Source organism: Burkholderia sp. BCC1047 (assembly GCF_902833155.1).
GTDB lineage: Bacteria > Pseudomonadota > Gammaproteobacteria > Burkholderiales > Burkholderiaceae > Burkholderia > Burkholderia sola.
This window is the reverse complement of record NZ_CADFEH010000017.1, coordinates 23,774-50,181: the sequence shown is the minus strand read 5'-3', so window position 1 is coordinate 50,181 and position 26,408 is coordinate 23,774. Positions and strand designations below refer to the sequence as shown.

At 68.4% G+C, this 26,408-nt stretch carries 29 protein-coding genes; 11 read left to right on the top strand and 18 right to left on the bottom strand.

All coding sequences use genetic code 11. The features are described 5' to 3' along the window. Window positions 1–4: 4 nt before the first annotated feature. Complete coding sequence (locus tag HWX55_RS18615) at window positions 5–787, bottom strand: ABC transporter substrate-binding protein (protein ID WP_175976779.1); 783 nt, start codon at window positions 785–787, stop codon at window positions 5–7. Between the two features lie 234 nt (window positions 788–1,021). On the opposite strand from HWX55_RS18615, the gene HWX55_RS18610 reads away from it, so the two are divergent. Further along, a complete protein-coding gene (locus HWX55_RS18610; RefSeq protein ID WP_050017968.1) occupies window positions 1,022–1,441 on the top strand; it encodes an MbcA/ParS/Xre antitoxin family protein in 420 nt (139 codons plus the stop codon). A gap of 29 nt (window positions 1,442–1,470) precedes the next feature. Further along, window positions 1,471–2,139: an RES family NAD+ phosphorylase gene (locus HWX55_RS18605; protein WP_175976778.1), complete on the top strand. Its 669-nt coding sequence runs from the start codon at window positions 1,471–1,473 to the stop codon at window positions 2,137–2,139. Window positions 2,140–2,158: 19 nt separating this feature from the next. Here the strand turns inward: HWX55_RS18605 and HWX55_RS18600 are convergent, their stop codons facing one another. Beyond that, window positions 2,159–2,890 (bottom strand): metallophosphoesterase, encoded by a 732-nt coding sequence (locus HWX55_RS18600; protein WP_175976777.1) that lies wholly within the window; start codon window positions 2,888–2,890, stop codon window positions 2,159–2,161. Window positions 2,891–3,023: 133 nt separating this feature from the next. Here HWX55_RS18600 and HWX55_RS18595 point away from each other — a divergent pair, with 133 nt between their 5' ends. Then, window positions 3,024–3,677, top strand: a complete 654-nt coding sequence (locus HWX55_RS18595) for a DUF1345 domain-containing protein (RefSeq protein WP_050017971.1) — start codon at window positions 3,024–3,026, stop codon at window positions 3,675–3,677. Window positions 3,678–3,683: 6 nt separating this feature from the next. On the opposite strand, the gene HWX55_RS18590 is transcribed toward HWX55_RS18595, so the two are convergent. Next, window positions 3,684–4,352 carry a glutathione S-transferase gene (locus tag HWX55_RS18590; protein WP_175976776.1) on the bottom strand — a complete coding sequence of 223 codons (669 nt, stop codon included), beginning with the start codon at window positions 4,350–4,352 and terminating at the stop codon, window positions 3,684–3,686. A 98-nt stretch (window positions 4,353–4,450) separates the two neighbouring features. Continuing rightward, the gene (locus HWX55_RS18585) at window positions 4,451–5,158 is read right to left on the bottom strand and encodes a class I SAM-dependent methyltransferase (protein ID WP_175976775.1); all 708 of its coding nucleotides are present in this window, start codon (window positions 5,156–5,158) and stop codon (window positions 4,451–4,453) included. Window positions 5,159–5,471: 313 nt separating this feature from the next. On the opposite strand from HWX55_RS18585, the gene HWX55_RS18580 reads away from it, so the two are divergent. Next, window positions 5,472–7,124, top strand: a complete 1,653-nt coding sequence (locus HWX55_RS18580; RefSeq protein WP_175976848.1) for a DUF3459 domain-containing protein — start codon at window positions 5,472–5,474, stop codon at window positions 7,122–7,124. A gap of 74 nt (window positions 7,125–7,198) precedes the next feature. Here HWX55_RS18580 and HWX55_RS18575 read toward each other — a convergent pair whose 3' ends face one another. The 5 genes from HWX55_RS18575 to HWX55_RS18555 form a co-directional block, all read right to left on the bottom strand. Beyond that, the gene (locus HWX55_RS18575; RefSeq protein WP_175976774.1) at window positions 7,199–7,783 is read right to left on the bottom strand and encodes a thiamine phosphate synthase; all 585 of its coding nucleotides are present in this window, start codon (window positions 7,781–7,783) and stop codon (window positions 7,199–7,201) included. A gap of 22 nt (window positions 7,784–7,805) precedes the next feature. Further along, window positions 7,806–9,149 (bottom strand): hemolysin family protein, encoded by a 1,344-nt coding sequence (locus HWX55_RS18570; RefSeq protein WP_050017974.1) that lies wholly within the window; start codon window positions 9,147–9,149, stop codon window positions 7,806–7,808. Window positions 9,150–9,225: 76 nt separating this feature from the next. Beyond that, window positions 9,226–10,005, bottom strand: a complete 780-nt coding sequence (locus HWX55_RS18565) for a HAMP domain-containing sensor histidine kinase (protein ID WP_175976773.1) — start codon at window positions 10,003–10,005, stop codon at window positions 9,226–9,228. Between the two features lie 67 nt (window positions 10,006–10,072). Further along, window positions 10,073–10,996 carry a DMT family transporter gene (locus tag HWX55_RS18560; protein WP_175976772.1) on the bottom strand — a complete coding sequence of 308 codons (924 nt, stop codon included), beginning with the start codon at window positions 10,994–10,996 and terminating at the stop codon, window positions 10,073–10,075. Window positions 10,997–11,033: 37 nt separating this feature from the next. Further along, a complete protein-coding gene (locus tag HWX55_RS18555; RefSeq protein WP_175976771.1) occupies window positions 11,034–11,891 on the bottom strand; it encodes a LysR family transcriptional regulator in 858 nt (285 codons plus the stop codon). A 113-nt stretch (window positions 11,892–12,004) separates the two neighbouring features. Here HWX55_RS18555 and HWX55_RS18550 point away from each other — a divergent pair, with 113 nt between their 5' ends. The 3 genes from HWX55_RS18550 to HWX55_RS18540 all read left to right on the top strand — a co-directional run bounded on the left by HWX55_RS18550 (window position 12,005) and on the right by HWX55_RS18540 (window position 15,039). Continuing rightward, complete coding sequence (locus HWX55_RS18550; RefSeq protein WP_175976770.1) at window positions 12,005–12,388, top strand: tautomerase family protein; 384 nt, start codon at window positions 12,005–12,007, stop codon at window positions 12,386–12,388. Window positions 12,389–12,527: 139 nt separating this feature from the next. Then, window positions 12,528–14,147: a CHAD domain-containing protein gene (locus tag HWX55_RS18545; protein ID WP_175976769.1), complete on the top strand. Its 1,620-nt coding sequence runs from the start codon at window positions 12,528–12,530 to the stop codon at window positions 14,145–14,147. A 55-nt stretch (window positions 14,148–14,202) separates the two neighbouring features. Further along, entirely contained in the window at window positions 14,203–15,039 is an 837-nt protein-coding gene (locus HWX55_RS18540; RefSeq protein ID WP_175976847.1) for a TOBE domain-containing protein, read from the top strand. A 182-nt stretch (window positions 15,040–15,221) separates the two neighbouring features. On the opposite strand, the gene HWX55_RS18535 is transcribed toward HWX55_RS18540, so the two are convergent. Further along, window positions 15,222–15,923, bottom strand: a complete 702-nt coding sequence (locus tag HWX55_RS18535) for an ATP-binding cassette domain-containing protein (protein WP_175976768.1) — start codon at window positions 15,921–15,923, stop codon at window positions 15,222–15,224. A gap of 157 nt (window positions 15,924–16,080) precedes the next feature. On the opposite strand from HWX55_RS18535, the gene HWX55_RS18530 reads away from it, so the two are divergent. Further along, the gene (locus HWX55_RS18530; RefSeq protein WP_175976767.1) at window positions 16,081–17,133 is read left to right on the top strand and encodes an RNA-guided endonuclease TnpB family protein; all 1,053 of its coding nucleotides are present in this window, start codon (window positions 16,081–16,083) and stop codon (window positions 17,131–17,133) included. A 13-nt stretch (window positions 17,134–17,146) separates the two neighbouring features. Here the strand turns inward: HWX55_RS18530 and modB are convergent, their stop codons facing one another. The 3 genes from modB to HWX55_RS18515 form a co-directional block, all read right to left on the bottom strand. After that, entirely contained in the window at window positions 17,147–17,824 is a 678-nt protein-coding gene (gene modB, locus HWX55_RS18525) for a molybdate ABC transporter permease subunit (protein ID WP_175976766.1), read from the bottom strand. 10 nt (window positions 17,825–17,834) lie between these two features. Continuing rightward, window positions 17,835–18,629, bottom strand: coding sequence for a molybdate ABC transporter substrate-binding protein (gene modA, locus HWX55_RS18520; RefSeq protein ID WP_175976765.1), 795 nt, complete (start codon window positions 18,627–18,629; stop codon window positions 17,835–17,837). A 158-nt stretch (window positions 18,630–18,787) separates the two neighbouring features. After that, complete coding sequence (locus HWX55_RS18515; protein WP_050011356.1) at window positions 18,788–19,486, bottom strand: phosphatase PAP2 family protein; 699 nt, start codon at window positions 19,484–19,486, stop codon at window positions 18,788–18,790. Between the two features lie 259 nt (window positions 19,487–19,745). On the opposite strand from HWX55_RS18515, the gene HWX55_RS18510 reads away from it, so the two are divergent. Further along, window positions 19,746–20,855, top strand: coding sequence for a PHB depolymerase family esterase (locus tag HWX55_RS18510; protein ID WP_175976764.1), 1,110 nt, complete (start codon window positions 19,746–19,748; stop codon window positions 20,853–20,855). 80 nt (window positions 20,856–20,935) lie between these two features. Beyond that, complete coding sequence (locus HWX55_RS18505) at window positions 20,936–21,112, top strand: DUF3563 family protein (protein WP_069618521.1); 177 nt, start codon at window positions 20,936–20,938, stop codon at window positions 21,110–21,112. 116 nt (window positions 21,113–21,228) lie between these two features. Here HWX55_RS18505 and HWX55_RS18500 read toward each other — a convergent pair whose 3' ends face one another. The 5 genes from HWX55_RS18500 to HWX55_RS18480 all read right to left on the bottom strand — a co-directional run bounded on the left by HWX55_RS18500 (window position 21,229) and on the right by HWX55_RS18480 (window position 24,752). Continuing rightward, entirely contained in the window at window positions 21,229–21,648 is a 420-nt protein-coding gene (locus HWX55_RS18500; protein WP_050011354.1) for an organic hydroperoxide resistance protein, read from the bottom strand. Window positions 21,649–21,811: 163 nt separating this feature from the next. After that, on the bottom strand, window positions 21,812–22,264 hold the full coding sequence (locus tag HWX55_RS18495) for a MarR family transcriptional regulator (RefSeq protein ID WP_175976763.1): 453 nt from the start codon (window positions 22,262–22,264) through the stop codon (window positions 21,812–21,814). Window positions 22,265–22,458: 194 nt separating this feature from the next. Further along, window positions 22,459–23,268 carry a BPSS1780 family membrane protein gene (locus tag HWX55_RS18490; RefSeq protein ID WP_175976762.1) on the bottom strand — a complete coding sequence of 270 codons (810 nt, stop codon included), beginning with the start codon at window positions 23,266–23,268 and terminating at the stop codon, window positions 22,459–22,461. Continuing rightward, a complete protein-coding gene (locus HWX55_RS18485; RefSeq protein ID WP_175976761.1) occupies window positions 23,259–24,257 on the bottom strand; it encodes a homoserine kinase in 999 nt (332 codons plus the stop codon). Before HWX55_RS18485 ends, HWX55_RS18490 begins: the two co-directional genes overlap by 10 nt. A gap of 99 nt (window positions 24,258–24,356) precedes the next feature. After that, window positions 24,357–24,752 carry a hypothetical protein gene (locus tag HWX55_RS18480; protein ID WP_027782546.1) on the bottom strand — a complete coding sequence of 132 codons (396 nt, stop codon included), beginning with the start codon at window positions 24,750–24,752 and terminating at the stop codon, window positions 24,357–24,359. Between the two features lie 129 nt (window positions 24,753–24,881). On the opposite strand from HWX55_RS18480, the gene HWX55_RS18475 reads away from it, so the two are divergent. Further along, window positions 24,882–26,408, top strand: coding sequence for an AMP nucleosidase (locus tag HWX55_RS18475; RefSeq protein ID WP_175976760.1), 1,527 nt, complete (start codon window positions 24,882–24,884; stop codon window positions 26,406–26,408).

Sequence of the window (26,408 nt, the reverse complement as noted above, 5' to 3'; positions counted from 1 at the left end):
TTTTTCAACCGCCGTAGATGTCGAAGTCGAAGTACTTCGACGCGAGCCGCTTGTAGGTGCCGTCCTTGACCATGTCGGCGATCGCGCGGTCGATCTTCGCCTTCAGGTCGGTGTCCTCCTGGCGCAGGCCGATGCCGGCGCCGATGCCGAGCACCTTTTCGTCGACGAGCTCGGGCCCGACGAACGTGTAGTTCGCGCCGCGCGGCGATTTCAGGAATCCGATCGCGGCCTGCACTTCATCCTGGAGCGCCGCGTCGAGGCGCCCGGCGATCAGGTCGGCATACACGCCGTCCTGGTTCTGGTACGACACGACGTTCGCGCCTTGCTTGCCCCAGTACGCCTTCGCATACGTCTCCTGCGTCGTGCCTTGCTCGACGCCGATCGATTTGCCCTTCAGCGATTCGGCGGTCGGCAGCAGCGACGAGCCCTTCTTCACGACGAGCCGCGTCGGCTGGTTGTAGATCTTCGTCGTGAAGCCGATCTGCTGCGCGCGCTGCGGCGTGATCGACATCGACGACAGCACCGCGTCGAACTTCTTCGCTTTCAGCGCCGGAATCATCCCGTCGAAATCGTTCTCGAGCCACACGCATTTCGCTTTCAGGCGCGCGCAGATCTCGTTGCCGAGATCGATGTCGAAGCCGACGAGCTTGCCGTCCGGCGCCTTCGACTCGAACGGCGCGTAGCTGGCGTCGGTGCCTAAGCGGATCGTGGTCCAGTCCTTCGCGACGGCGGGGCCTGCGGATACCGCGAGCAGGGCGATCGAAACGGCGGCAATCAGTCTCTTCATGGTGCGTTCCTTGGCGTGGTGCATCCGGGTTCTGGGCGACACGGTTTCCACGGACACGACCCGCGCCGTGACGCGGTGTCCGCACGGCCATTAACGCAGAAAATAAAATAAGAGTCCAGAATGGACAAAAAATATCGATTGAGCGGGTCGGTGTGACGATCGATGGGTGCGACCCTTGCAAAAATACGAGAATGGACTAATCTTGTTAGTAAATTCGTTTCGAGACTAACGATCATGTCACAGCCCGCGTACGAGTCGCATTCCGCCGTGCCGCACGCTTCGGTCGCGCAGATGTCGGCCGCCGGCCTGCGCGCGTTTTTCAATATCGCGCGCGACTGGGAACTGACGATCGACGAGCAGATCGTGCTGCTCGGGTCGCCCGGCCGCTCGACCTTCTTCAAGTGGAAGGCCGCGCCGGAATCGGCCCGCCTGCCGCGCGATACGCTCGAGCGGCTATCGCTGTTGCTCGGCATCTACAAGGCGTTGCAGATCCTGCTGCCGCAGCCGGCCGCGGCTGATGCATGGGTCAAGCGACCCAACGACGCGGCGCCGTTCGGCGGCAAGCGCGCGCTCGACCGGATGCTGGCCGGCAACGTCGGCGATCTGGTGGCCGTCCGGCAATATCTCGACGCGATGCGGGGTGGCTGGGCGTGACGACACCGATCGAAGTCACCCGGTGGCCCATGACCACCGTCGACTGGGCGCCAGCCTATCGCGTGATTCCCACCCGTTTTCCGGCCATCAACCTGTTCGACCGCGTCGCGTCGGCGGACGATTTCGACGCGCTCTACGCACTCGAATCGCTGACCAACGACCGCATCCGCAACGAAGTCGGCACGCTCGACCTCGTGCCGCCCGCCGAGCGCCGCTACGGGCAGGGCTGGGGGCCGATCATGGCCGCGTTCACGCACCTGAATCCGCTGGGCAGCCGTTTTTCGGACGGCAGCTACGGCGTGTTCTACTGCACGCGCTCGCGCGACACGGCAATCGCCGAAACGCGCTATCACAGCGGGCTGTTCCTCGCCGCGACGAAGGAGCCGCCGATGCGCCAGCAGATGCGGCTCTATACCGTGTTCGCGCATGGCGACGTCGCCGACGTGCGCACGTGGCCGCTGCGCGACCCCGCGTTGCTGGACCCGGTCGACTACGGCGCGGGGCAGGCGTTCGGCCGCGCGGTGCGCCATGCCGGCGGCGCGGGGATCGTCTATCCGTCGGTGCGCGATCCGCGCGGCGAGTGTCTGGCCGCGTTCCGCACGACGCTGCTGCGCGACTGCCAGCATGCGGCTTATCTCGAATACAACTGGAACGGCTCGGCCGTCGATGCGGTGTTCGAACTGAATCAGGTCGGCTAGCGTTCGCTTGGTCGGCGCGTCAAGGCAGCGCCCAGTCGCCCGCGTGGCGCTCGCGCGCTTCGGCCTGCGTCATCGACCACGTGCGGCCGGTGCGCGGCTCGGCGAGCGTGAGCCGCCCGGCCGGCGCGAACGCACCCGTGTCGATGAACCATTGCGCGCCGATCCGCCGCGGCTCACGCACCGGCGTGTGTCCGGTGCAGGTCAGCGACAGCCCGGCCTGCAGCGCCGGATCGGCGAGCCCCTGGACGAGATCGCGGCCCCAGATCAGCCGCTCGCGCACGTCGTGCGGATAGCTGCCGGTATCGAGATCCGCGTCCGAGCCGAAGAATTCCGCATGCAGCACGTTGAAGCGCGCGGGGCCGTCGCCGATCACGCGCACGAGCGGCAGTGCGTCGACGCGCGCCGCATGCGCGCGCAGCCGTTCCGGCGGCAGGTCGGCGCCCCAGTCGCCGCCGATTCCGCGCCATGCGTCGGGCGGCAGCTTGCCGCGCGCGACGAGGCTCAGCACTTCCTCGTGATTGCCGCGCACGACGTGGCACCACGGCCGGTCGAGCAGGTCGAGCGCGGTGTCGGAGGCCGGGCCGCGGTCGACGAGATCGCCGACCGAGAACAGCCGGTCGCGGGCCGGATCGAAGCGGACGTCGTGCAGCAGCGCGCGCAGCACGTCGACGCAGCCGTGCAGGTCGCCGACGACGAAGTCGCGGCCGGCCGTGTTCGCGGGATGGCGGCAGAGCAGGGCGGTGGCGGTCATCCCCTTATCTTAGGCGCTCCTTGGGCGCGCGCGCCCATCGCCACGTCACGATGGAATGAGGATAATCGGGGCGCGTTGCGCGCCGGCGCAGCCGCGCGGCCTAACCCTTTCCATCTGCTTTCGGAATCGCACGATGACGCTTTATCCGCAGGTATTACGCAACCGGCCGCGCATGGTCGCGGCGTTCGTCGCCGGCGTGCTGTGCGCGGTGCTGCTGCCGCTCCCGCTGCGCGCCACCGCGCGGGCACTGATCGGCTGGGATTGCGCGGTCTGGTTGTATCTGGTGTTGATGTGGGTGCGCATGGTCACCGCGCATCATCACAAGGTGCGCGAAGTCGCGATCCGCGAGGACGAAAACGCGACGACCGTGCTGACCGTCGTGTGCCTTGCGACCGTCGCGAGCGTGGCCGCGATCGCGATCGAACTCGCGACCGCCAAGAGCGTCGGCTTTCGCGCGGGGCTCAGCCACTACGCGATCACGGGCGCGACGCTGTTCGGCGCGTGGTTCCTGATCCCGACGATCTTCACGCTGCATTACGCGCGGCTCTATTACGGCTCGCCGAGCAGCGACCGCGCGCTCCGTTTCCCGGACCGGAACCCGGAGCCCGATTACTGGGATTTCCTGTATTTCGCGTTCACGATCGCGGTCGCGTCGCAGACGGCCGACGTGTCGCTCGCGAATCGTTCCGCGCGGCGCTCGGTGCTCGCGCAATCGATCCTGTCGTTCTACTTCAACATGGCCGTGCTCGGCTTGTCGATCAACGTCGCGGCGGGGCTGCTGAGCTGACGCCGGTTATTTGAGCAGGTCGTACCGGCCGCCGCGTTCCAGCGCGCGCTGGTACGCAGGCCGCGCATGGATCGTGTCGAGAAAGCGCGCGATCGCCGGATACCGGCTGCCGCCGCCGCGCGCGGTCGCGGCTTCGAGCGGAAAGCTCATCTGGATGTCGGCCGCGCTGAAGCCGTCGCCGACGAACCAGCCGCTGCGCGCCAGCGTGCCGTCGACATGGCCGAGATGCAGGTCGATCTGCGGATCGACGAAACCCGACTGCAACGTCGCGGCGATCTTGCGCGCGATCGGCCGCGCGAAGAACGGCATCGGCGCATGCGCGATCCGCAGCGCGACGAGCTTGAGCAGCAGCGGCGGCATCGCCGACCCTTCCGCGTAGTGCATCCAGTACGTGTAGTCGTGCCGGTCGGGCGAGCCGGGCGGCGGCGCGAGACGCCCGTCGCCATAGCGTTCGACCAGGTATTCGATGATCGCGCCCGATTCGGCGAAGGTGCGGCCGTCGTCGGTCACGACGGGCGACTTGCCGAGCGGATGGATCGCGCGCAATTCGGCCGGCGCGAGCATCGTTTTCGGATCGCGTTCATAGCGCACGATCTCGTACGGCACATCCAGTTCTTCGAGCAGCCAGAGCACGCGCTGCGAACGCGAGTTGTTCAGGTGATGGACGGTGAGCATGTCGAGGCCGGGGAAGGGGCGGGAACGACATCATACCGAGCGCATCCGTTGCGCACGCAAATAGCGTTGCGCGCGCCGTTTCGTGCCGCGCCGAACCGTCATGCGTGCCGCACCGCGATCCACGCGCCCCAGAACAGGCTCGCGAAAAAACGCAGCGGCGCGTCGAACCCCGCGTCGCGCAGCAGCGCGAACACGGCTTCCTCGGACGCGGGCGGATCGGCGCCCTGCAGGATCTTCGCGAGTTGCGCGCGCACGGCGTCGGGCGTGGCGCCCTTCATGCGCCAGCGCTGCTGCCACGCGTCGAGCAGGCGCGGGTGGTCCGCGTAGCGGCGATGGTTGCCGGCGAGCACGAGCGGCGCGCCGGGCTTCAGGCGTCGCGCGATCGCGTGCAGCAGCGCGGCCTTCGCGTCGTCGCCCGGCACGTGATGCAGCACGCCGATCAGCGTCGCACCGTCGAACGCGGCGACGTCGGGCAACGCGTCGACGCCGTCCTCGACGAATGTCGTACGCGCGCCGAAACCCGCGGCTTCGACGTTCGAGCGCGCAAGCGCGAGCATCGGCGCGGACGGATCGACGGCCGTGAACCGCCAGCCCGGTTCGAGCGCGGCCGCGACGCAGATTTCCTGTCCCGTGCCGCCCGCGCCCGCGACGAGTATCCGCGCGTCGGCCGCACCGATCGCCGACGCGAGCATGCATGCGGTGAGTTCGTGGCACGCGTCGTAGCCGGCGAGCGCGATGCGCGATTGCTCGGCGTATTCGTGTGCGCGTGACGGATCGAATTTCGCGGCGCTGGCGGGACGCGACATGGCAGGTCCTCGGATCGGGGCGGACGACATGTCCGCGAACAGGACGCAGAGCGTATGTGCGCGCGGCCGGCGCAACAAGACGAGCAATCATTCCGGTATGCCGACTACCCGACTCGCGGGCGCATGCCGGCCGGTTTCCCGTGAGATTTTCCGAGGGTCGATTCGCATTTAAAAATGTCTGACTACGATGCATCGACGTGGCGAATCCGGCGCATACTCGGTGCTCTCCCCCCGCCTGGCCTTCGCATGCCGGGCCCCGATGCGCTGCGCCATCGGCGCGGCCATGCCGCTCGGTACGCACGAGGAGCGCATGATGTCCGATTGTCCGCACGATCCGTACGCGCAGCATTACATCCATTGTTTGCCGTTTGGCGCGCAGCCCTGCGGCGCGCTGTGCACGACGCCGCGCACGCATTTCCGCGTGTGGGCGCCCGGCAGCACCCACGTCGAGCTCGAACTCGATACCGGCTACGGCCCGATGCTCGTCCCGATGTCGAGCGCCGGCCCGAACTGGTTCGAGGTCTTCGTCGACTGCGGCGCGGGCGCACGTTACCGCTATCGTCTCGACGATACCGTGTCGATTCCCGATCCCGCGTCGCGCTCGCAGCCCGACGGGCTCGACGGCCCGAGCGAGGTCGTCGATCCGCGCGCGTTCACGTGGCGCAATACGTTCTGGCACGGGCGCGCGTGGGAAGACATCGCGCTCTATGCGATCCGCCCGCACGCGGTGGGCGGCTTCGACGGCGTGCGCCGCCGTCTGCCGCAACTCGCGCGCCTCGGCGTGACCGCGCTGGAGCTGCTCGCGTCGCCGCACGACAGCCTGCCGTTCGCGCCGCTCGCGGCCGAAGGCGGCCCCGATGCGCTGAAGGCGCTGATCGACGCGGCGCACGGCTACGGTCTCGCGGTGCTGCTGGAGCTCGACTACGCGCGCTTCGGCAGCGGCACCGATGCGCTGCGCCACTACGCGGGGCCGTTCTTCCATACGCGCGACGATCCGCTGCAGGCCGCTCCGCTCGCGCTCGATCATCTGGAAGTCTGCGATTTCTTCTGCGACAACGCGCTGTACTGGATCGACGAATATCGCTGCGACGGGCTGCGCCTGCGCGAAGCCGACCGCATCGGCGTGTCGTGGCTGCGCGAGATCGCGGATCGCGTGCGCGCCGCCGTGCCGGCCGACCGGCTGATCCACCTCGTGCTCGGCAGTGAGCGGCATCCGGCGCATCTCGCCGATACCCATTTCGACGCGCAGTGGAACGGCTGCGGCGAACGCGCGCTGCACCGGCTCACCGGGCGCGACACGTCGGCGCGTGATGGCATTTCCACGCACCAGTCGATTCACACGCTCGCCCGCGCGCTGACGGCGGCCGGCGCGACGTACCAGCCGGCCGCGTCGGCGGACGGGATGGCCGCCGACAGCGCACTGGCGCTGACGTCGCTCGTGCTGTCCGACGGCGCATGGCGCGACAGCGGCCCGGGCGACCATGGGCAGGCGGCCGGTCTGGCCGCGCTCGCGCTGTCGCTGCTCACGCCGCAGATCCCGCTGATCTTCGACGAAACCGCGCGCGACATCGACCGTGCGCATTTCGTGCAGTCGGCGCTCGCGGTGCGCGCGAAGCTGATCGCGCCGAGGCTGTCCGATTGCCGGCCGCAGGCCGCCCATGCGCTGAAGGCGGACGGCGACGGCGATGCCGACGCGCTGTGCGCATCATGGCGGCTCGCCGACGACGAGACGTTGACGATCGCGTTGAACCTGTCGCCCGATGCGGTGCCGTTCGACGCACCGGTCGGGCGGGTGGTGTTCGAGACGCCGGCACGCGCGCGCGACCGGGTCGAGGAAGGGGAGTTGCCGCCGTATTCGCTCGTCGCGTGGCTGACGGGCGACGTCAATCGCTACGCGCTGACGCACGACGTGCGTCGCCTCGACGACGGTTCATGGCGCGGCAGGCGTCCGAACCTGAACGCATGAGCCGATGAACGCGTGAGGCGGCGTGGCGGGGCGGTAAGCGATCGTGCGCGGCCGCGCTGCCGGAAAGCGCCGAATTACCAGAACCCGCGAATGCCCGCGATGCCGTACGCGCCGTGACGGCGCGCATCGTCGAGGTGTGCGCGCGTCATGCCGCCGAGCGCGAACACGGGCATCGCGGCCTGTGCGGCCAGCGCGTCGAATCGCGCCCAGCCGAGCGCTGGCGCACCGGGGTGGCTGAGCGTTGGCAGCACCGGCGACAGCGTGACGAAATCCGCGCCGGCGCGCGCGGCCAGCAGCAGATCGTCTTCCGAGTGGCACGCCGCGGACACCCAGCGTCCGGCCGGCAGCGGCCGCTGCACGGCGGCGCGCAACGCGGCGCCGTCGAGATGCCAGCCGGCGCCATCGAGCCGCATCACGCCGGCTGCCTCGATCGGGCCGTTCAGCATCAGATGTGCGCCGGCCGCATCGCAGCGCGCGAGCGCCGCGGCGGCCAGCGACGCGAATGCGGCCGCGTCGAGCGATTTCACGCGCAGTTGCACGAGCGTTTCGCCGCGCGCGAGCACGGCCGACAGCCGGTCGAGGAACGCGGCCCGATCGGCCGCCGACACGGACGCCGGCTCCGGCGTGATCACGCAGCAGCGCGGCAGCGGCCCATTCATCGCGCGATGCGACGCGCGGCTGTCATTCGTCGGCCTCTTTCGCGATCTTCGGATAGACGCGCACGAGCACGATGCGCGGCCCGTTCATCTTCTTCACGACGACGTCGAAGCGGTCGAACGACACGCGCTGCCCTTCGGTCGGCAGGTCGCTCAACGCCTGGATCACGAGGCCGCCGACCGATTCCGCGCGGCCTTCGTCGATGTCGATGCCGAGCGCCTGCTCGAGCGACACGACGGGCAGGCTGCCCTTGCCCATCAGCGTGCCGTCGTCGAGGCGGCTCCAGTCGGCATCGCCCTGGCGGAATTCGTCGTGGATCTGGCCGACCAGCGCGCCGAGCAGGTTGTCGAGCGTCAGGAAGCCGATCGGCTTCTCGCCCTTGTTGCCGACCAGCGCGAAGTGCGGCGCGCCCTTGCGGAAGCGGCGGAACAGCTCCAGCGCCGGCGTGTCGGGCTTCACGTACTGGACCGGGCGCACGTAGTCGGACAGATCCTCGAGCGCGGCGCCCGCGTGACGCGCGAGCAGCAGGTCCTTCAGGTGGATCAGCCCGCTCACCTGTTCGCGCGATGCATCCTCGAACAGCGGATAGCGGCTGAAGCGGTGCCGCGCGACGATCTCCATGTTGTCGGGCAGCGGCAGGTCGCGCCGCAGGCCGATCATTTCATGGGCCGGCCGCATCAGGTCCGACACGGTCATCGACGAAAAATCCAGCGAATGCGCGAGCGTGTTCCACTCATCGTTGCTGTACGTGCCGCGCGCCGGCTGGGCCGCATTGCCGGCCGCGCTGCGGCGGCTGCGCAGGATCAGCTTCAGCTCGTCGGTCGAATAGTGCGCATCGCCGCCGTGGTCGGCCGACAGCCCCGCGAGCCGCAGCACCGCGTTCGCGCTGGTGTTGAGCACCCAGATCGCCGGATACATCGCCCAGTAGAACGCGTAGAGCGGCAGCGCGACCCACAGGCCGACCTTCTCCGGCTGGCGGATCGCCATCGATTTCGGCGCCAGTTCGCCGACGACGATGTGCAGGAACGAGATCAGCGAGAACGCGAACACGAGCGAGATCAGGTGCACGACGCGTTCGGACTCGACGCCGATCAGGTCGAGCAGCGGGCCGATCAGTTCCGCGAACGCCGGTTCGCCGACCCAGCCGAGGCCGAGCGACGCGAGCGTGATGCCGAGCTGGCACGCGGAAAGATACGCGTCGAGCCGGCCGTGCACGATGGCGAGGATGCGCCCGCGCAGGCCGTGCTTGCGGGCGAGGGTCTTGACGCGCGTTGCGCGGAGTTTGACGAGGCCGAATTCGGCCGCAACGAAGAACCCGTTCAGGGCCACCAGGAACAACGCGCCGATGAGCGCGAAGATCTGTAACAAAGAATCGCTCCGGTTATGACAGGCCCGTCAGTATAGAGCCAGAAAGGAAGTTGTAATGTGTCGGGCGGGCGCTTGCTTACACCGGCGCCTCGCACGGAATCGAGAACGTGAGGGTGGCGCTCGCGCCGTCGACGAACAGGTCGTGCGCGAACGTGCCGCCGTGCGCGAGGGCGACGCGCTGGCACAGCGCGAGCGCCCATGCGCTGCGTTTCGCGTCGCGCTCGCGCAGCATCTCGTGCCGGGCGAACGATTCGAACGCGTGTGGTTGCGCGGGATCGACGAGCACGCCGGCGTTCACGGTGCAGGTGGCGCGCGCGGTGAACTGCGCGCCGTCGCGCGTGCAGGCGAACACGACGCGGCTGCCCGCGGCGCTGGCCTCGACGGCCGTCGTCAGCAGCGTCCACAGCGCCTGCGCGACGCGTTCGCGATCGACGGTGAGCGACGGCTCGCCATCCGGCAGCGTCGTGTCGAGCGCGACCTGACGGGTGTCGGCGAGCGCGAAACGCACGAGCGCGATCGTTTCGTCGAGCAGCGCGCGCAGCGCGAACGGCCGCGGCGCGAGCGCGAGCGTGCGGGTTTCCGCGCGGGGCGCGTCGAGCACGCCATCGATCAGCGCGACCTGCTGGTCGATGCCCGTGCGGATGCCCGCGAGCGCGCGCTGCAGGTTCGGGTCGGCATTGGCGAGCTGGCGCTCGAGCACGTAGGCCCAGCTGTGCATCGCATTCAGCGGGCTGCGCAGGTCGTGCGACGCGGTGGAGAGCGCCTGGTCGCGCAGGAACAGCGCCGCCTGGGCGGCGTAGTGCGCTGCGCGTTCGCGCAGCAGGTCGGCGGCGGGATCGACGGAAGTGGGCGTCACGGAGCAGGCCTGTCGGAAGCGGTTGGCGTGGAAGTCACGCGAATCGCCATTATAGGGACGGTGGGCGTCACGCCGGCAGCGCGTCCTCGTCCTTTTTCCGCGCGTCGCCGTTCGGCAGCAACTGGCACGCGAGCAGGCCGGCCAGCATCAGCGCGCAGCCGACGAGCGCGCGCAGCGTCAGCGTTTCGCCGAGCGCGGCCCAGCCGGCGATCGCCGCGAACACGCCTTCCATGCTGAAGATCACCGCCGCGTGCGCGGGCGCCGCGTCGCGTTGCGCGACGACCTGCAGGGTATAGCCGACCCCGACCGACAGCAGCCCGCCGTACAGCAGCGTCGGCAGCGCCCCGCGCAGCATCGCGACGCTGACCGGTTCGACGGCGAGGCCGACCGCGAGACATGCGACGCCGCATACGGCGAACTGCAGGAACGCGAGCACGAGCGGATCGTGGCGCTTCGCGAGATGGCCGACCGCCATCACGTGCGCGGCGATGATGACGGCGCCCGCGAGCTGGAACCAGTCGCCGTAGAGCACCGAGAAGTGCTCGTCGATGCTGAGGAAATACAGGCCGATCGCGGCCAGCAGCGCGCCGAACCACGTGCCCGCGCCGATCCGGTGGCGCGCGAACACGCCCATCAGCGGCACGATCACGACGTACAGCGAGCTGATGAAGCCGGCGTTCGCGATCCGCGTGTATTGCAGGCCGACCTGCTGCAGCGAGATCGACACGGCGAGCAGCCCGCCGAGCGCGAGGCCCGGCAGCAGCAGCGCGGGGTCGCGCCGGATCGCCGCGAGCTGCGCGCGCGACGCCGGATTCAGCATCAGCAGCGGCACCAGCACGAGCGCGCCGAGCAGGAAGCGCAGCCCGGTGAACAGGAACGGGCCGATCACGTCGAGGCTCAGGCGTTGCGCGACGAAAGCGGAGCCCCAGATCGCGGCGGCGCCGAGCATCAGCAGGTTGGCGCGGAGGTGCTTGCGGGCGTCGGGCTTCATGGGAATTCGTCTGGAGATTGCGGCGGAGCCCGCTAGTTTACGCCGAGATTGCAAGACTGTCGGCGAACCTGCGTAGCGCGGCGGCGGCGCGGGCGTCGCGGACGCGCGAATACAGCACGACCTGCGATTGCGGCAGCGCCGGCAGCCCGAATTTCGCGCCGACGTCGACCAGCGTGCGCGGGGCGACGCGCCGCGCGAGCGGGCAGACGGCCAGCCCCGCCGCGGCGGCGGCCGTGACGGCCGCGACCCCGCCGCCCGTGAAGCGCTCGCGCCATGGCAGCCCCGCGCGGTCGAGCGCGCGCAACGCGGCGGCGCGCACGCCGCAGGGGCCGGCCAGCACCGCGAGCGGCAGCGGCTCGCCGGCGCGCGGCGCCCAGTCGGGCGCGGCGAGCCAGGCCAGCGGCTCGGTGAACAGCGGCGTGGCGTCGTCGCGCGGCGGATCCTCGCCGGGCTCGTGCCGAGCGATCACCGCGTCGAACCTCCGTTCGTCGTATTGCGGCAGCAGGCTCGTCGACGCCCCGAGATGCATTTCCAGCGACAGTCCCGGATCTTGCCGGTGCAGGCTCGTCAGCACGGCCGGCAGGTCGGGCACCGCGACGTGCTCGCTGACGCCGAGCGACAGGCGCACCGTGCCGGTCGAGATCGCGCCGAGCGCACGCTCGTGCGCGTCGAGCAGCGCGCGGGCGGCCGGCAGGAAATTCTCGCCGTCGGCGGCCAGCTTGACGACGCGCGGCGTGCGCGCGAGCAGCGGCTTGCCGAGATGGGCTTCCAGCCGCTTCAGCTTCAGGCTGACGGCCGACTGGGTGGTGCCGAGCGCATCGGCGGCGCGCGTGAAGCTGGCGAGGTCGGCGACCAGCACGAACGCGCGGACAGCATCGAGATCGAGTACTTTCATTTCAAATGAAAATGGATGAAATATTCATCAATGACTGTTCATTATAGGTTGCCGCGCCTAACCTGATGCTGTGTTTTCGATCTTCAACGTCACTCACCGACAGGAGCAGCACCATGCCATTCACCCGTATCGCCGTACGCGAAGGCAAACCGGCCGCCTATCGCAAGGCCCTCGTCGACGGCGTGCAACGCGCACTGATCCAGACGTTCAACGTCCCCGAGGACGACATCTTCATGGTCGTGACCGAGCATGCGGCCGAGAATTTCGTGTTCGGCCGTCATTACCTCGATATCGAACGCAGCGACGATCTCGTGATCATCCAGATCACCGCGAACAACACGCGCACGCTCGAGCAGAAGCGCTCGCTGTACCGGACGATCGCCGACAACCTGTCGCAGCAGCCCGGCGTGCGGCAGGAAGACGTATTCATTGGTCTCGTCGAGGTGCTGAAGGAGAACTGGTCGTTCGGCAACGGCATCGCGCAATACGCCGTCTGACGTGCCGGCTTGACGGGCCACAGAGAGACGGGGCCGGATCGTCGCCTGCGTCCTTTTGGGGCGTGTACTATGGAAGTTGCTTCACGAGCGACGCCGGCGCGGTCGATGCGCCGGCGATCCTTCTTGTGCAGGAGCCTCCATGTCGCGTGTGCTGGAAATCGTGTTGTCGTTGTCGCTGGAAGGGTGGCCGGGAAAGGGCGCAAGCCGCGCCCGTGGCGCGCAGCGCGACTTCGGCGCCGAACTCGTACGCGCGTGGCGGATCTGCCCGCAGGTCCGGATGCGGCGCGGCCACGAACGCGTGACGATCGAGCCGTGCCAGATCGAGGAGGCCGAGCGGAGCCCCGGCGCGAGCTGGTGGACCTGGGTCGAAGCGAACGCGCATGGCACGCGGGTCGTCGCGTCGCGCACCGAGGCGTTCGCGCCCGGCGTCACGCAGCGCGAACTGTTCGACGCGGAGCACGCGGGCATCGTCGTCGCGACGCCGCTGCCGATACCCGAGACACGTGCCGCGACCGATGCCGACGTGCCGGCGGCCGACGTGAACGGCGTTGCACCGGACACCGACGAAGCGCGGGCCCAGGCGTCGGCGCTGCGCATCGTCAGCGAACGGCGGCACGGGCGCTGGGCCGACGACAGCGGCGTCGTGGTCGAGATGACGCTCGACGACATCACGCTGCACGGCGGCGGCGAGCCGCCGCGTCGCTACGTCGAGTTGCGACTGGCCGCGCCCGACTGGGAAACCGTGGCCGCGCGCACGGCCGCGCTGCATGCGCTGTTTGCCGCGGCGCGCGAACTGAGCGGCGCGTGGCCCGCGTTCGTGCAACTGACGAGCATGATCGACCGCGCCTGTGCGGGCGGGCCGGTGGCTGCCGCGCTGGTCAAGGCGCAGCCCGTCGACCTGACCGGCATCCGCACGCAGCGCGCCGCGCTGTTCGCGCTGGCCGGCGACATCACCGCGCAATGGCTCGGCAATGAATGCGGCGTGCTCGATCGCGACGATCCCGAATTCGTGCACCAGATGCGCGTCGCGCTGCGCCGCCTGCGCACGCTGATGCGCTTCTTTCCGCGCTTCACCGACCGTCAATGGAAGGACACGCTCGGCGTCGACCTGCGCTGGCTCGCCAAGCTGCTCGGTACGGTACGCGACTGGGACGTGTTCGCGACCGAGAGCCTGCCCGCGCTGATCGCGGCCGACGGCGGCGGCAGCGCGTGGGACGGCACGCTCGACGCTGCCCGCGCGCAGTCGATGGCCGCGCGCGTCGAGCTGCGGCAGGCGCTGCATTCGGCGCGCTATGCACGGCTGACGCTCGGCTGGCTCGAATGGCTGAGCGCGCTCGCGCTGCCGGCGGCCGGCGACGACGACGCGCCGTCGCTGCGGCGTCACGCGACCAAGCGCGTGCGGCGGCTGTTCGGTCATCTCTACGGATCGCCGTCGCTCACGTCGCTCGACACGGCGGCGCGCCATCAGGTGCGGATCGATGCGAAGCGGCTGCGCTACGCGCTCGAATTCTTCGCGTCGCTGGCGTCGCGCCGCACGCGTACCGAGACGGTCAAGACGCTGGCGCGCGTGCAGAGCGTGCTCGGCGAAGCGAACGACGCGATGGTCGCGCTGCACGATCTCGAACAACTGGCGGCGCCGCCGTATCAGTTGGGTTTCGTGCGCGGCTACGGCGCCGCGCTCGAACAGCGGGCCGCGCGCGACGCCGAGACGCTGCTGGCCAGCCTGCGGCCGCCGAAGCTCGACGGCAAGTCGGGCTGAGCGCCACGCGCCGGACCCTATAATGGCCGCCCGTTTCCCCGCACGCATGCCGATGATGACCGACGCACCGCATTCTTCCTCGTCCGCCGAACCGCTCGAACTGGGCGGCGAGCTGTGGCTGCGCGCCGGCGAACAGACGCTCGGCGGCGCGACGCGCATCGCGCTGCTCGCGGCGATCGGCGACACCGGTTCGATCACGCGCGCGGCAAAGGCGGTCGGCCTCAGCTACAAGGCCGCGTGGGACGCGATCGACACGATGAACAATCTCGCCGGCGAACCGCTCGTCGCGCGTTCGACGGGCGGCAAGGGTGGCGGTGGCACGACGCTGACGCCGCGCGCGACGTCGCTGATCGCCGCGTTCCGCACGATCGAGCGTGAGCATCGCCGCTTCATCGAGGCCGCGAGCGCGGCCGTTGCCGGCTTCGACGTCGACTGGGCGCTGATCGGCCGGATCGGGATGAAGACGAGCGCGCGCAACCAGTTGTTCGGCAAGGTCGCGTCGATCATGCGCGGCACCGTCAACGACGAGGTCACGCTTGCGCTGCCGGGCGGGCAAGCCGTCGTCGCCGTGCTGACGCACGAAAGCGCCGAGGCGCTCGGGTTGCGGGAGGGCGCCCACGCGTGCGCGCTGGTGAAGGCGTCGTGGGTCGTGCTCGCGGTCGACGAGGGCGGACCGGACCTGAAGGTGTCCGCGCGGAACCGGCTGCGCGGCAGCGTCGAAGCAGTCACGGCGGGTGCGGTGAACAGCGAGGTGACGCTGGCGCTCGACGGCGGCGGGACGCTGACGGCCGTCGTGACCAACGACAGCGTCGATGCGTTGCAACTCGACGCCGGCCGGCGCGCGATCGCGCTGTTCAAGGCGTCGAGCGTGATTCTGGCGGTGACGGGCTGACCCGGCCGGTAGCGCGGCTCGCGTTGGCCGCCGGCCGTCGTGCGGGGGCGGGGCGAAGCCGGTGCTGCACGCGTATGCATCGCACCGGCTTCGTTTCCGCGTTCAGCATGTGCCGCGACGCGGCTGCTCCCAGGCTCCAACATGGCGACCGGCGCCACGCTCACGACCACGGCGTCGCGCGTTCAGGTGACGCGCGTCGGCCACTCGGCATGCGGCGAACTCGCCTGCACGCGTCCTTCGCTCAACTGCACGACCTGATCGCCGAACGCGGCGACGTCGTCGGGATCGTGCGAGATCAGCACCATCGGGATGTCGAGCCGCACCTGCAATTCGGCGAGCTCATGGCGCATGCGCTGACGCATCGCGCCGTCGAGCGCCGCGAACGGTTCGTCGAGCAGCAGGATGCGTGGCTGCGCGACCAGCGCGCGCGCGAGCGCCACGCGCTGCTTCTGCCCGCCCGACAGTTGCGACGGATATTGCCCCGCGAGCGATTCGAGATCGAACGCGCGCAGCCAGTAAGCGACCTCCGGCGGCGCCGTCTTCGCGCGCGGGTTGCGCAGGCCGGCCGTGAGCCCGAACGCGATGTTCTGCCGCACGTTCAGATGCGGGAACAGCGCGTAGTCCTGGAACAGGTACGCGACACGGCGTTCCCGGGTCGGCACGTCGATGCGGCGCGCCGCGTCGAACAGCGGCTCGCCGTTCAGCGTGATTGCGCCTGCGTCGGGCGTCAGCAGCCCGGCGATCGCCTGCAGCGTCATGCTCTTGCCCGCGCCCGACGGCCCGAACAGCACGACGCGCTGCGCGGTCGCCGTGAACGACACGTCGAGCGTGAAGCGGCGCTCGGCGTTCGCGTAGGTCTTGCGGATGTCGACGACGACGCTCATGCGGGTCTCCGCCGAAGCGGGCCGGCTGCCGGACGGCGCCAGTGATACGGACAGGACGGCCGCTTCATCAGTTGCTCCGAGAAACCCGGTCCTTCAGGACGGGGAGGAAAGGCGCGCTGTTGACAGGCTGCTTCTTCCACGGGTTAGGATCACCTGCATGATCCTCGTCTACCGCTACCGGGTGAAATCGCTCAACGGACTGCTCAACAAGCAGAGCCGTGCGGTGAACTACGTCTGGAACTTCTGCAACGACACGCAGAAGCACGCGCTCAAGTGGGGCAAGAAGTGGCCGACGGGATTCGATCTGAACGTGCTGACGACGGGGAGCAGCAAGGAACTCGACATCCACTCCGGCACGATCAACGCGACGTGCGAGCAATACGCGAAGTCGCGCAGTCAGCACCGTCGGCCCTACCTGCGCTATCGCGGCAGGAAATCGCTGGGCTGGGTGCCGCTGAAGGGGCGTGACCTGAAGCGCGAGGGTGACGCGTTCCGTTTCGCCGGCAACACGTTTCGCGTGTTCAACAGCCGGCTGCTTCCCGAAGGCAAGATCAAGGACGGGACCAATTTTGCGCAGGATGCGCGCGGCAACTGGTTTCTGAATATCGTGATCGAGATGCCTGATGTGCAGGCCCGCCCGATCCGCTCCGGCGTCGGCATCGATCTCGGCCTGAAAGACTTCGCCACACTTTCGACCGGCGAGAAACTGCCCAACGACCAGTTCGGTCGATGCGCGGCGGAAAAGCTGGCGAAAGCGCAACGGGCGCGAAAGCACAAGCGGCATATCGCGAAGCTGCACGCCAAGGTCGCGAATGCTCGTGCCGATTTCCAACACAAGCTCGCGCTCGATCTGGTGCGGCGCTTCGATTACATCGCGGTCGGCAACGTGTCGGCCGCAAAACTCGCCAGAACCAGGATGGCGAAGAGCGTCTACGACGCATCCTGGTCGTCCTTCCGAAACAAGCTCCGTTACAAAGCGATGGCGCACGGAGTCACGTTCGATGAAGTCGACGAAAGCGGTTCGACCCAGTCCTGTTCGGCGTGCGGGTCGAAAGACAGCACGACGCGGCCGAAAGGTATCGCGGGACTGAGAATAAGAGAATGGACCTGCAGTGACTGTGGTGTCGAACATGATCGTGATATCAACGCTGCGCTGAACATTCTCCGATGCGGACGTGCATCGCCAGGTGTGGGAATCCTCTCCCTTTAGGGAGAGGGGGACGTCAAGTCAGCTGGCTCCGCCGGGCGCGCGACGGCACGAGCCAGCCGGTCGCGAGCAGCACGAGCACGCAGGTGATCGACGTCACCAGCACGAGGAAGTTGGCCGTGTTGTCGTCGCCGGCCTGCACGGCCGCGTAGATCGCGACCGACAGCGTCTGCGTGCGACCGGGCAGGTTGCCGGCGATCATCAGCGTCGCGCCGAATTCGCCGAGCGCGCGCGCGAACGCGAGCAGCGCCCCGGCGAGAATCCCGCGCGCGGCGAGCGGCAGCGTCACGCGGAAGAACACCGCGGCTTCGCCGAGCCCGAGCGTGCGCGCGGCGCGCTCGATATGCGGATCGACGCCCTCGAACGCCGCGCGCGCCGATTTCAGGATCAGCGGAAACGCGACGACCATCGACGCGATTACCGCGCCTTGCCACGTGAACACCAGTTCGATGCCGAACCTGTCGAGCCACGCGCCGAACACGCCGCGCCGGCCGAGCAGCACGAGCAGGTAATAGCCGAGCACCGTCGGCGGCAGCACGAGCGGCAGCGTCAGCACGGAATCGACGACGTCGCGCAGCGGCGAGCGCCAGCGCGCGAGCATGAACGCGGCCGCGACGCCGAGCACGATGTCGAGCGCGGTCGCCCAGCCGGCAACCTTCAGCGACAGCAGCAGCGGGACCCAGGCGTCTTGCATCGAGATTCGCTCACTTGGCGGGCTTGAAGCCGAACGTCGACAGCACGGCCTGGCCCTGCGGCGACGCGACGAAATCGATGAACGACTGCGCCTGCGCGGCGTGGCGGCTGTCCTTGACCACGGCGATCGGGTAGGTGATGGCCGTCTGGGTCGGCACCGTCAGCGCGATCTTCACGCGGCCCGGCATGATCGCCGCGTCGGTGCCGAACACGAAGCCCGCGTCGACCTCGCCGCGCGCGACGTAGTCGAGGCTCTGGCGCACGTTGGCGGCCAGCACGCCCTTCGCGCTGACCGCGTCCCACACGCCGGCCGTGCGCAGCGCGCCCTCGGTGTAGCGGCCGACCGGCACCGACGCCGGGTCGCCGTACGCGATGCGCTTCACGCCGGGCGCGGTCAGGTCGTTCAGCGACGTCGGCGCGGCCGCGCGGCTGTCCGCCGGCACGATCAGCACGAGCGAGTTCGCCGCGAAATCGCGGCGCGTGCCGGGCACGATCACCTTCTCGTTCACCGCCCGATCCATCGCCTTCTGGTCGGCCGACGCGAACACGTCGGCCGGCGCGCCCTTGGCGATCTGCTGCATCAGCACGTCCGATGCGCCGAAGTTGAACAGCACCCTGGTGTCCGGATGCTGCTTCTCGTACGCGTCGCCGACGGCCTTGAACGCGTTCGTCAGGCTGGCGGCCGCCGACACGACCAGTTCGTCGGCGGCGCAAGCGGGCGCGTTGAGCGCGATCCCGGCGGCGAGCGTGGCGATCGGCAGCAAGCGAAGCAGGGCGCGGCGAAGCGGACGGACGGTTGAGCGCATGGGAGTTCGTCGTGAATGGGTGGAAACCGTCATCGTAATATAGGGCGGGTTATAACGCTCGACATACTGCTCATGCGGCGGTGCGCATGAAATGATCAGACGTGAAGATCAGACGTGAAAACGGGCGGTGAAAACGGGCGGTGAAAACGGGCGGCCGGTCACGCGTGAAGCACAGGCGGCGCCGATTCGGTGCGCTGCAGCGACGACGGCTGCGACGCGGGATGGTAGTTCGGATTGGCCTTCCAGCGCGCGCGGACGAACGGGCGCTCGTGGCCCGACAGTTCCAGCGCGACCTTGGTGACCCAGCGATGCGACGGCACCGTGAGGCCGTGCAGCGCGACGGTGACGAGCGCGAGGCTCGCGACGACCGCCGGCACCGACCAGCGGTGCGGCGCCGCGCGCCACGAGCCGGCGATGAACGCGAGCGCGGCGATCGCGCCGACGATGCAGCCGGTGATCGATTCGGACGGCGAATGCGCGTCGAGCGCGACCCGCGACACGCCGACCGCGACGCCGGCCGCCAGCCCGAGCGCGATGCCGGCGATCCGCACCGGCGTGCGCGTGCGGATCAGCGCGAGGAAAATCGCGACCGGGTACACCGACGTCGACAGCATCGCATGGCCGCTGAACCCGGTGAAATCCCACGCGCGGATGCCGATGCCCCAGCCGAGGAACGCGATCTTCGTGAGCGCCACCACGCCGATCGCGGCCGCGAGCACGCCGAGCCACGCGGCCGCGCGCTGCCACGAGTAGCCGAGCGCGAGCCAGACGGCTATCGTGATCGCGAGCGGCAACGTCAGGCCGGCGCCGCCGAACGCGGTGATCATGATCCACAGGTGAGCGGGCAGGTCGAACATCGGGAAGGGGACGAACGAAGGCGGGGACAATGCTTAAATCAACGCGCGAGCCGGGAAGAACGACTACAACGGATACAAGCGACGAAACCCCAGTATAGCGCCGCGTCCGCATGAGGCCCGTTTTTTGCGCTGCCGGGCGCGCTCGGCGAGCAGGAAAAATCCTGGAAACAATGTTATGGTGCATTGCACAAAGTCAAACGATGCATCCGTTGCGGCGCCTTCATCGCGCCCCTATTTTTCCTGACTGCGAGCCCGATCGATGACCAAAAGTCTGACCAAGGTGTGGCTGGGCGGCATGAAACGCATGCTGTCCCCGGCCGCCAAGCGCGCGGCGCGCGATGCGCAGCGCATCACGCGCGACGCACTCGAGGCCGCGGCCTCTCCCGCCGTGTCCGATCCGTCCCCGCCTCGCGAATCGCGTGTGCGGCCGCGCGCTGCCGCGTGGGCGGCGGGCGAGTGGACGCGCGGCGAACATCCGATGGCGCCCGCGCTCGGCCGCCTCGTCCAGAATCTCGCGTACGGGCTTTACGTACCGCCCGGCCGCCGGCGTGGCGCGATGCCGCTCGTCGTGATGCTGCACGGGTGCCAGCAGTCGGCGGACGAATTCGCGCAGGGCACGCGAATGAACCTGCTGGCCGACAAGCACGGCTTCGCGGTGCTGTATCCGGAACAGTCGCCGCGCGCGCACGCGCATGGATGCTGGCACTGGTATGAAGACACCGACCGCGCGGGGCGCGGCGAGGCGGACACGGTGGCGGCGCTGGTCGACGCGCTGGTCGACGAGCACGGCTTCGACGCGTCGCGCGTCTACGTCGCCGGGCTGTCGGCCGGCGCGGGGCTCGCATCGCTGCTTGCGCTGCATCACCCGGACCGTTTCGCGGCGGTCGCGTTGCACTCGGGCCCCGCGCTCGGCGAAGCGAATTCCGGCATCACCGCGATGGACGTGATGCGCCGCGGGCTGCGGCAGAACCCGGCCGCGGCGGTCGACGCGCTGGTCGATGCCGGCGCGTATCCGGGCATGCCCGCGCTGATCGTCCAGGGCGACGGCGATCATGTCGTCGCGCCGAAGAATGCCGATCAGTTGACCGTCCAGTTCATGCGCCTGAACGGGCTCGCCGACAGCCGGGGCGCGCTGCGCGGCGGCGAGCGCGTCGAGACGCGCAAAACGGGCGTCCAGATTACCGACGTGTGCCGCGACGGCGAGCCGGTCGTGCGGCTGTGCCACGTGAAAGGGCTCGATCACGCGTGGGCCGGCGGCGACGAAGCCGTGCCGTTTCACGCGGCGATCGGCCCCGACGCCAGCGCGATGATCTGGGCTTTTTTCGAAGCCCATCGCCGCACTGTGGCGACCGAACGACGCACCGTTTGATCGACGCTGGTCAAAGACTAGGGTTTTCCCTATAATTCGGGAAAACCCTAGTCCAGAACCTTTGAACAGCGAGATCGACCATGTACCTGCTGAGCCACCTCTTCCTGATGCTGACCAAGAACGCTGAAAAGGCCGCGAAAGAGCGCGCCGACGCGTACCTGGCCGAAGCCACCGACATCTACGATCTCGAATTCCGCATGCGCAAGATCGATCGCGACGCGGCAATGAACCGTCCGTATTCGATCGGCGCGCGCTAAGCGGCGCACGCGGGCCTGCCGGCCCGCCATTTCGACGAATCGCGCAAAAGGGCGCGTGCGGCATGGAGCCGCACGCGCCCTTTTTGTACTCTGCTGAAGCCGCAACCTGCGTCGCGTCAGACGACCGTCAGGCGCACCGGCACGTTGTTGCGCGTGGCGTTCGAATACGGGCACACGTGGTGCGCCTTGTCGACCAGCGTTTGCGCGTCGTTCTTGTCCAGCCCCGGCAGCGACACGCGCAGCTCGATGTCGAGCCCGAAGCCGCCTGCGTCGTTCGGGCCGATGCCCACTTCCGCGGTGACTTGCGTATCGGCCGGCAGCGTCTGCTTGTTCTGGCCCGCGACGAATTTCATCGCGCTCAGGAAACAGGCCGAGTAACCTGCGGCAAACAGTTGCTCCGGATTCGTGCCTTCCGCACCCGTGCCGCCGAGTTCGCGCGGCGCGGCCAGCTTCACTTCCAGCTTGTGGTCGGCGGATACCGCGCGGCCGTCGCGGCCGCCCGTGCTCGTGGCGCTGGTCTTGTACAGAATGTTCATCGTGCAGCTCCTGTCGGGAAGAGAGGGAGAAAGCGGTCCGGTTGGACGGGATGTCGCCGGCCATGACCAGAATATAGAACACAAATGATTAGTGTGCAAATTAAATTTTAAAGAAAAACCCGGTGGCGCCGGGTAGGTCGGTCCGAGTTTCAGCGTGCGAGCGTCAGCGTTCGTTGCCCACCGACAACGCGTCGCGCAACTGCTGGAGATCGGCGCGCAGCCTGATCAGGAAGTCGGGTGTCTGTTGCATCGCGCAAAAGAGGTCGGCGGGCACCGAGCGCGCGCGGTCCTTCAGCGCACGGCCTTCCGGCGTCACGCGCACGTTGACGACGCGTTCGTCCGCCGCGCTGCGCACGCGCTCGACGTAGCCGAGCGCTTCCAGTCGCTTGAGCAGCGGCGTGACCGTGGCCGGATCGAGGTCGAGCCGCGCGGCGATGTCCTTTACGGCCAGGTCGTCGCGCTCCCACAGCACGAGCATCGCGAGATATTGGGGATAGGTCAGCGACAGCTTGTCGAGCAGCGGCTTGTACGCCTTCGTCATCGCGTGCGAAGTCGAGTAAAGCGCGAAGCAGAGTTGCTCGTCGAGCGTCTGGGGCAGCGGAGGCAGGCGATCCATGATTCGGGAAGCGCGTCGGATGCGCGAACGATTTGTACGCAAATTATTTTGCGCGCAAAAGATCGGGTTGAACAGAGGCGCCCGAAGCTTTGGATACCGGAAAAGGGAGAGATCAGAAGCACGCGGGGCGACGACCCGGTGCGGGAAACAGCGCGGCGGCCGGCGGCTGACGACGCGCGCCGGCCGGGAGAGAGTCAGCGGCCCGACATCGTCGTCGTCGCGCCCGGTTCCTGCACGCCGAAGCAGCCGCGATAGGTCGCATAGAACGAGCAGTACAGCATCGTGACGATGATGATCGTCACCGGCATCATGATCGTCAGCGCATACGCGCCGGCGCCGAGCGCCTGCAGCAGCAGCGACAGCGCGAGCGACGTGCCGAGCGCGACGGCGAACCACAGCACGCCGTACACGACGAACGCGCCGCGATTGCGCCAGCAACTGACGACGCTGAAGAACAGCGCCTTCGCGGGCGGAACGTCATGCCACGCGACCAGCACCGGCGCGAACCAGAACAGCATCGCGATCGGCAGATAGAGCAGCGTCGCGAAGAACAGCGCGCCCAGCGTGCCTTGCGCGGCGAGCGTCTCGGGCGTCGTGTTCGCTTCGTCGGCCGCGCCCATCATCACGTGGAACAGCGCGCCGCCGTCCACGAGCGACGACGCGGCGAACACCAGCACCATCGACGCGACGTAGATCACGCCGAGCACGAGCAGCCGCTGGGTCGCGACGGTGCCGTACGAGCGAAAGCCGTCGACGAGGATCGTCGGCATCACGGTCTTGCCGGCCACCGTGTCGCGGCACGCGGCCATGAAACCGACCGCGATGCCGGGAATGAACACCAGCGGCAGCGCGGAGCCGATCACGGGCACCATCGACACCAGCGTGATCGCGAGCAGATACGTGAAGAACAGCGTGATGAACGCGAGCGGATTCCGGCGGAACAGCCAGATGCCTTGACGGAACCAGACATAGCCCGTTTTCGCGGGCACTTCGATCAGTTGCATGCGGTTTGGATCTCGGGAAGCGCGGGCGTATGCGCGATACGCTCACGCAGGATGCGTTCGAAATGGCCGGGGTCGTGCGGCTTGAGCATCTCGGCCGCGCGCGGCAGGTAGAAGTCGTACAGGCGCGACACCCAGAAGCGGTACGCGCCCGCGCGCAGCATGTCGCTCCAGTGGCGGCGTTCCTCGGCCGTGAACGGCCGGACCGTCTGGTACGCGCGCAGCAATGCATCGGCGCGCGCGACGTCGAGCACGCCGGTCGCGAGGTCGACGCACCAGTCGTTGACGGTGACCGCGACGTCGAACAGCCACTTGTCGCAGCCCGCGAAATAGAAGTCGAAGAAGCCGCCGAGCCGCACGTCGTGGCCGGTGCCGGGCGCCGCGTGCGCGAACAGCACGTTGTCGCGGAACAGGTCGCAATGGCATGGGCCGGCCGGCAGCGCCGCATAGTCGCCCGACGCGAAGAAGCCGGCCTGGTGTGCGAGTTCGCCTTCGAGCAGCGTGCGTTGCGCGTCCGTGATGAACGGCACGATCGCCGGCACGTTCTCTTGCCACCACGGCAGGCTGCGGAGGTTCGGCTGGCTGCGCGGATAGTCGCGGCCCGCGAGGTGCAGGCGCGCGAGCATCTGCCCGACCTCGATGCAGTGTTCGACTCCGGGTGCGAGTTCGGCCGCGCCGTCGAGCTTCGTGACGATCGCGGCCGGCTTGCCGTGCAGTTCGCCGAACAACGCGCCGTCGTCACGCGGGACCGGATCCGGCACCGGCACGCCGTGGGCGGCCAGGTGGCGCATCAGGTCGAGGTAGAACGGCAACTGCTGCGCCGTGAGCTTTTCGAAGATCGTGAGGACGTATTCGCCGCGCGTCGTCGTCAGGAAGAAATTGCTGTTTTCGATACCGGACGGAATGCCGCGGAACGCAAGCACGTCGCCCAGTTCGTAGTGGCGCATCCATTGCGCGAGATCGGAGTCGGAAACAGCGGTGAAAACGGCCATGCGGGATGCGTCAGGTCAGGGTGTCGGCACGCGGGCGGCGTGCGGCGCGACAGCAGGTGAAGGGGCGGCGCGGCGCGGTCGGGACGCGGCGCCTCGGAATCAGTAGCGCAGGTTCAGCGACGGCAGGCGCGTGATCGGGACGCCCGCGTCGTGCGGCTTCGGCGACGTGTCGGGCGTCGAGCTCATCTGGTAGCGCGTGCCGAAGTTCGACTTCACGTCGATCTCGACCGGCTTGCCGCGATCGCGGTACTCGGTGACTTCGGTGCCGTTCTTGCTCTTTTCGTGGAAGCTCGGCGTGCGGCGGATGTCGGCGAAGTCCACTTTCGACGTGACTTCGGCGCCCGGCCGGTTGATCTTGCGGAGATCGGGCAGGCCGGCGGCTTCGTTGGCCTCGGCCCGGGCCTGCGCGTCGGCGTCAGGCGTGCCGCCGGCGGCATGAGCGACGCTGGCGGCGGCAAACGCGACGGCAGCGGCGACGAAAATGAGCGGCTTCATGATGAGTCTCCAGTGAACCTACCGATTTTAGCAAATACTGCGCGCCATCCGGCCCCGGTGTGCGCAGGGGTGGCCATAAAGGCGACCGGGTTCCGTGGTAATGTCGTCGGATCTGACGAGGTGATGAAAATGAAGAACGATTTGAGCCGCCGGCACCGTGTGCTGTCGCCCGAAAGCCCGTCGATCGAGGCTTTCGACGATCCGATCGCTGCCGTCGCGCGGCTGTCCGCCATTTACGACACGAATACGGGTTTCCTGCGCGATGCATTTGCGCGCTATCGCCGCCACGAAGCGATCACCGAGCACGTGCGCGCGTGCTATCCGTTCGTGCGGATCCGCACCGACGTCAACACGCACGTCGATTCGCGCCGCTCGTACGGCTTCGTCGCGGGGCCCGGCGTATTCGAGACGACGGTCACGCGCCCCGATCTCTTCGCGAACTACTACCGCGAGCAACTGCGCCTGCTGGCGAAGAACCACCATGTCAAGATCGAGATCGGCGTGTCGTCGCAGCCGATTCCGATCCATTTCGCGTTTCCGGAAGGCATCCATCTCGAGGGCGAGCTCGATCGTGACCGCCTGCTCGCGATGCGCGACATCTTCGATACGCCCGACCTGTCGTATCTCGACGACCGCATCGTCAACGGCACGTTCGAGCCGGTGCCGGGCGAGCCGCATCCGCTCGCACTGTTCACGGCCGCGCGCGTCGACTTCTCGCTGCATCGGCTGCGCCACTACACGGCGACGTCGCCCACGCATTTCCAGAACTACGTGCTCTACACGAACTACCAGTTCTACATCGACGAGTTCGTGAAGCTCGGCCGCACGATGATGACGGAAAGCGACGATCCCGAGGTGCGCGCGTACCGCAGCGAGTACAGCGCGTTCGTCGAGCCGGGCGACGTCGTCACGTACAACGCGAACCTCGGCGGCGAGCCGGCTGAGGGCACCGCGCCGCCGCGCCTGCCGCAGATGCCGGCGTACCACCTGAAGCGCGCGGACGGCAGCGGGATCACGATGGTCAACATCGGCGTCGGCCCGTCGAACGCGAAGACGATCACCGATCACATCGCGGTGCTGCGTCCGCACGCGTGGGTGATGCTCGGTCACTGCGCGGGGTTGCGCAACACGCAGCGCCTGGGCGACTACGTGCTCGCGCACGGTTACGTGCGGGAAGACCACGTGCTCGACGCCGACCTGCCGCTATGGGTGCCGATCCCGGCGCTGGCCGAAGTGCAGCTCGCACTCGAGCGCGGCGTGGCCGAGGTCACGCGGCTCGAGGGTGTGGAGCTGAAGCGCGTGATGCGCACGGGCACGGTCGCGAGCGTCGACAACCGCAACTGGGAGTTGCGCGATCATCGCGAGCCCGTGCAGCGGCTGTCGCAGAGCCGCGCGATTGCGCTCGACATGGAAAGCGCGACGATCGCCGCGAACGGTTTCCGCTTCCGCGTGCCGTACGGCACGCTGCTGTGCGTGTCGGACAAGCCGCTGCATGGCGAGCTGAAGCTGCCGGGCATGGCCGACACGTTCTATCGCGGGCAGGTCGACCAGCATCTGCAGATCGGCGTGAAGGCGATGGAGATCCTGCGCACGAACGGGCTCGACAAGCTGCATAGCCGGAAGCTGCGGAGTTTTGCGGAAGTGGCGTTTCAGTGA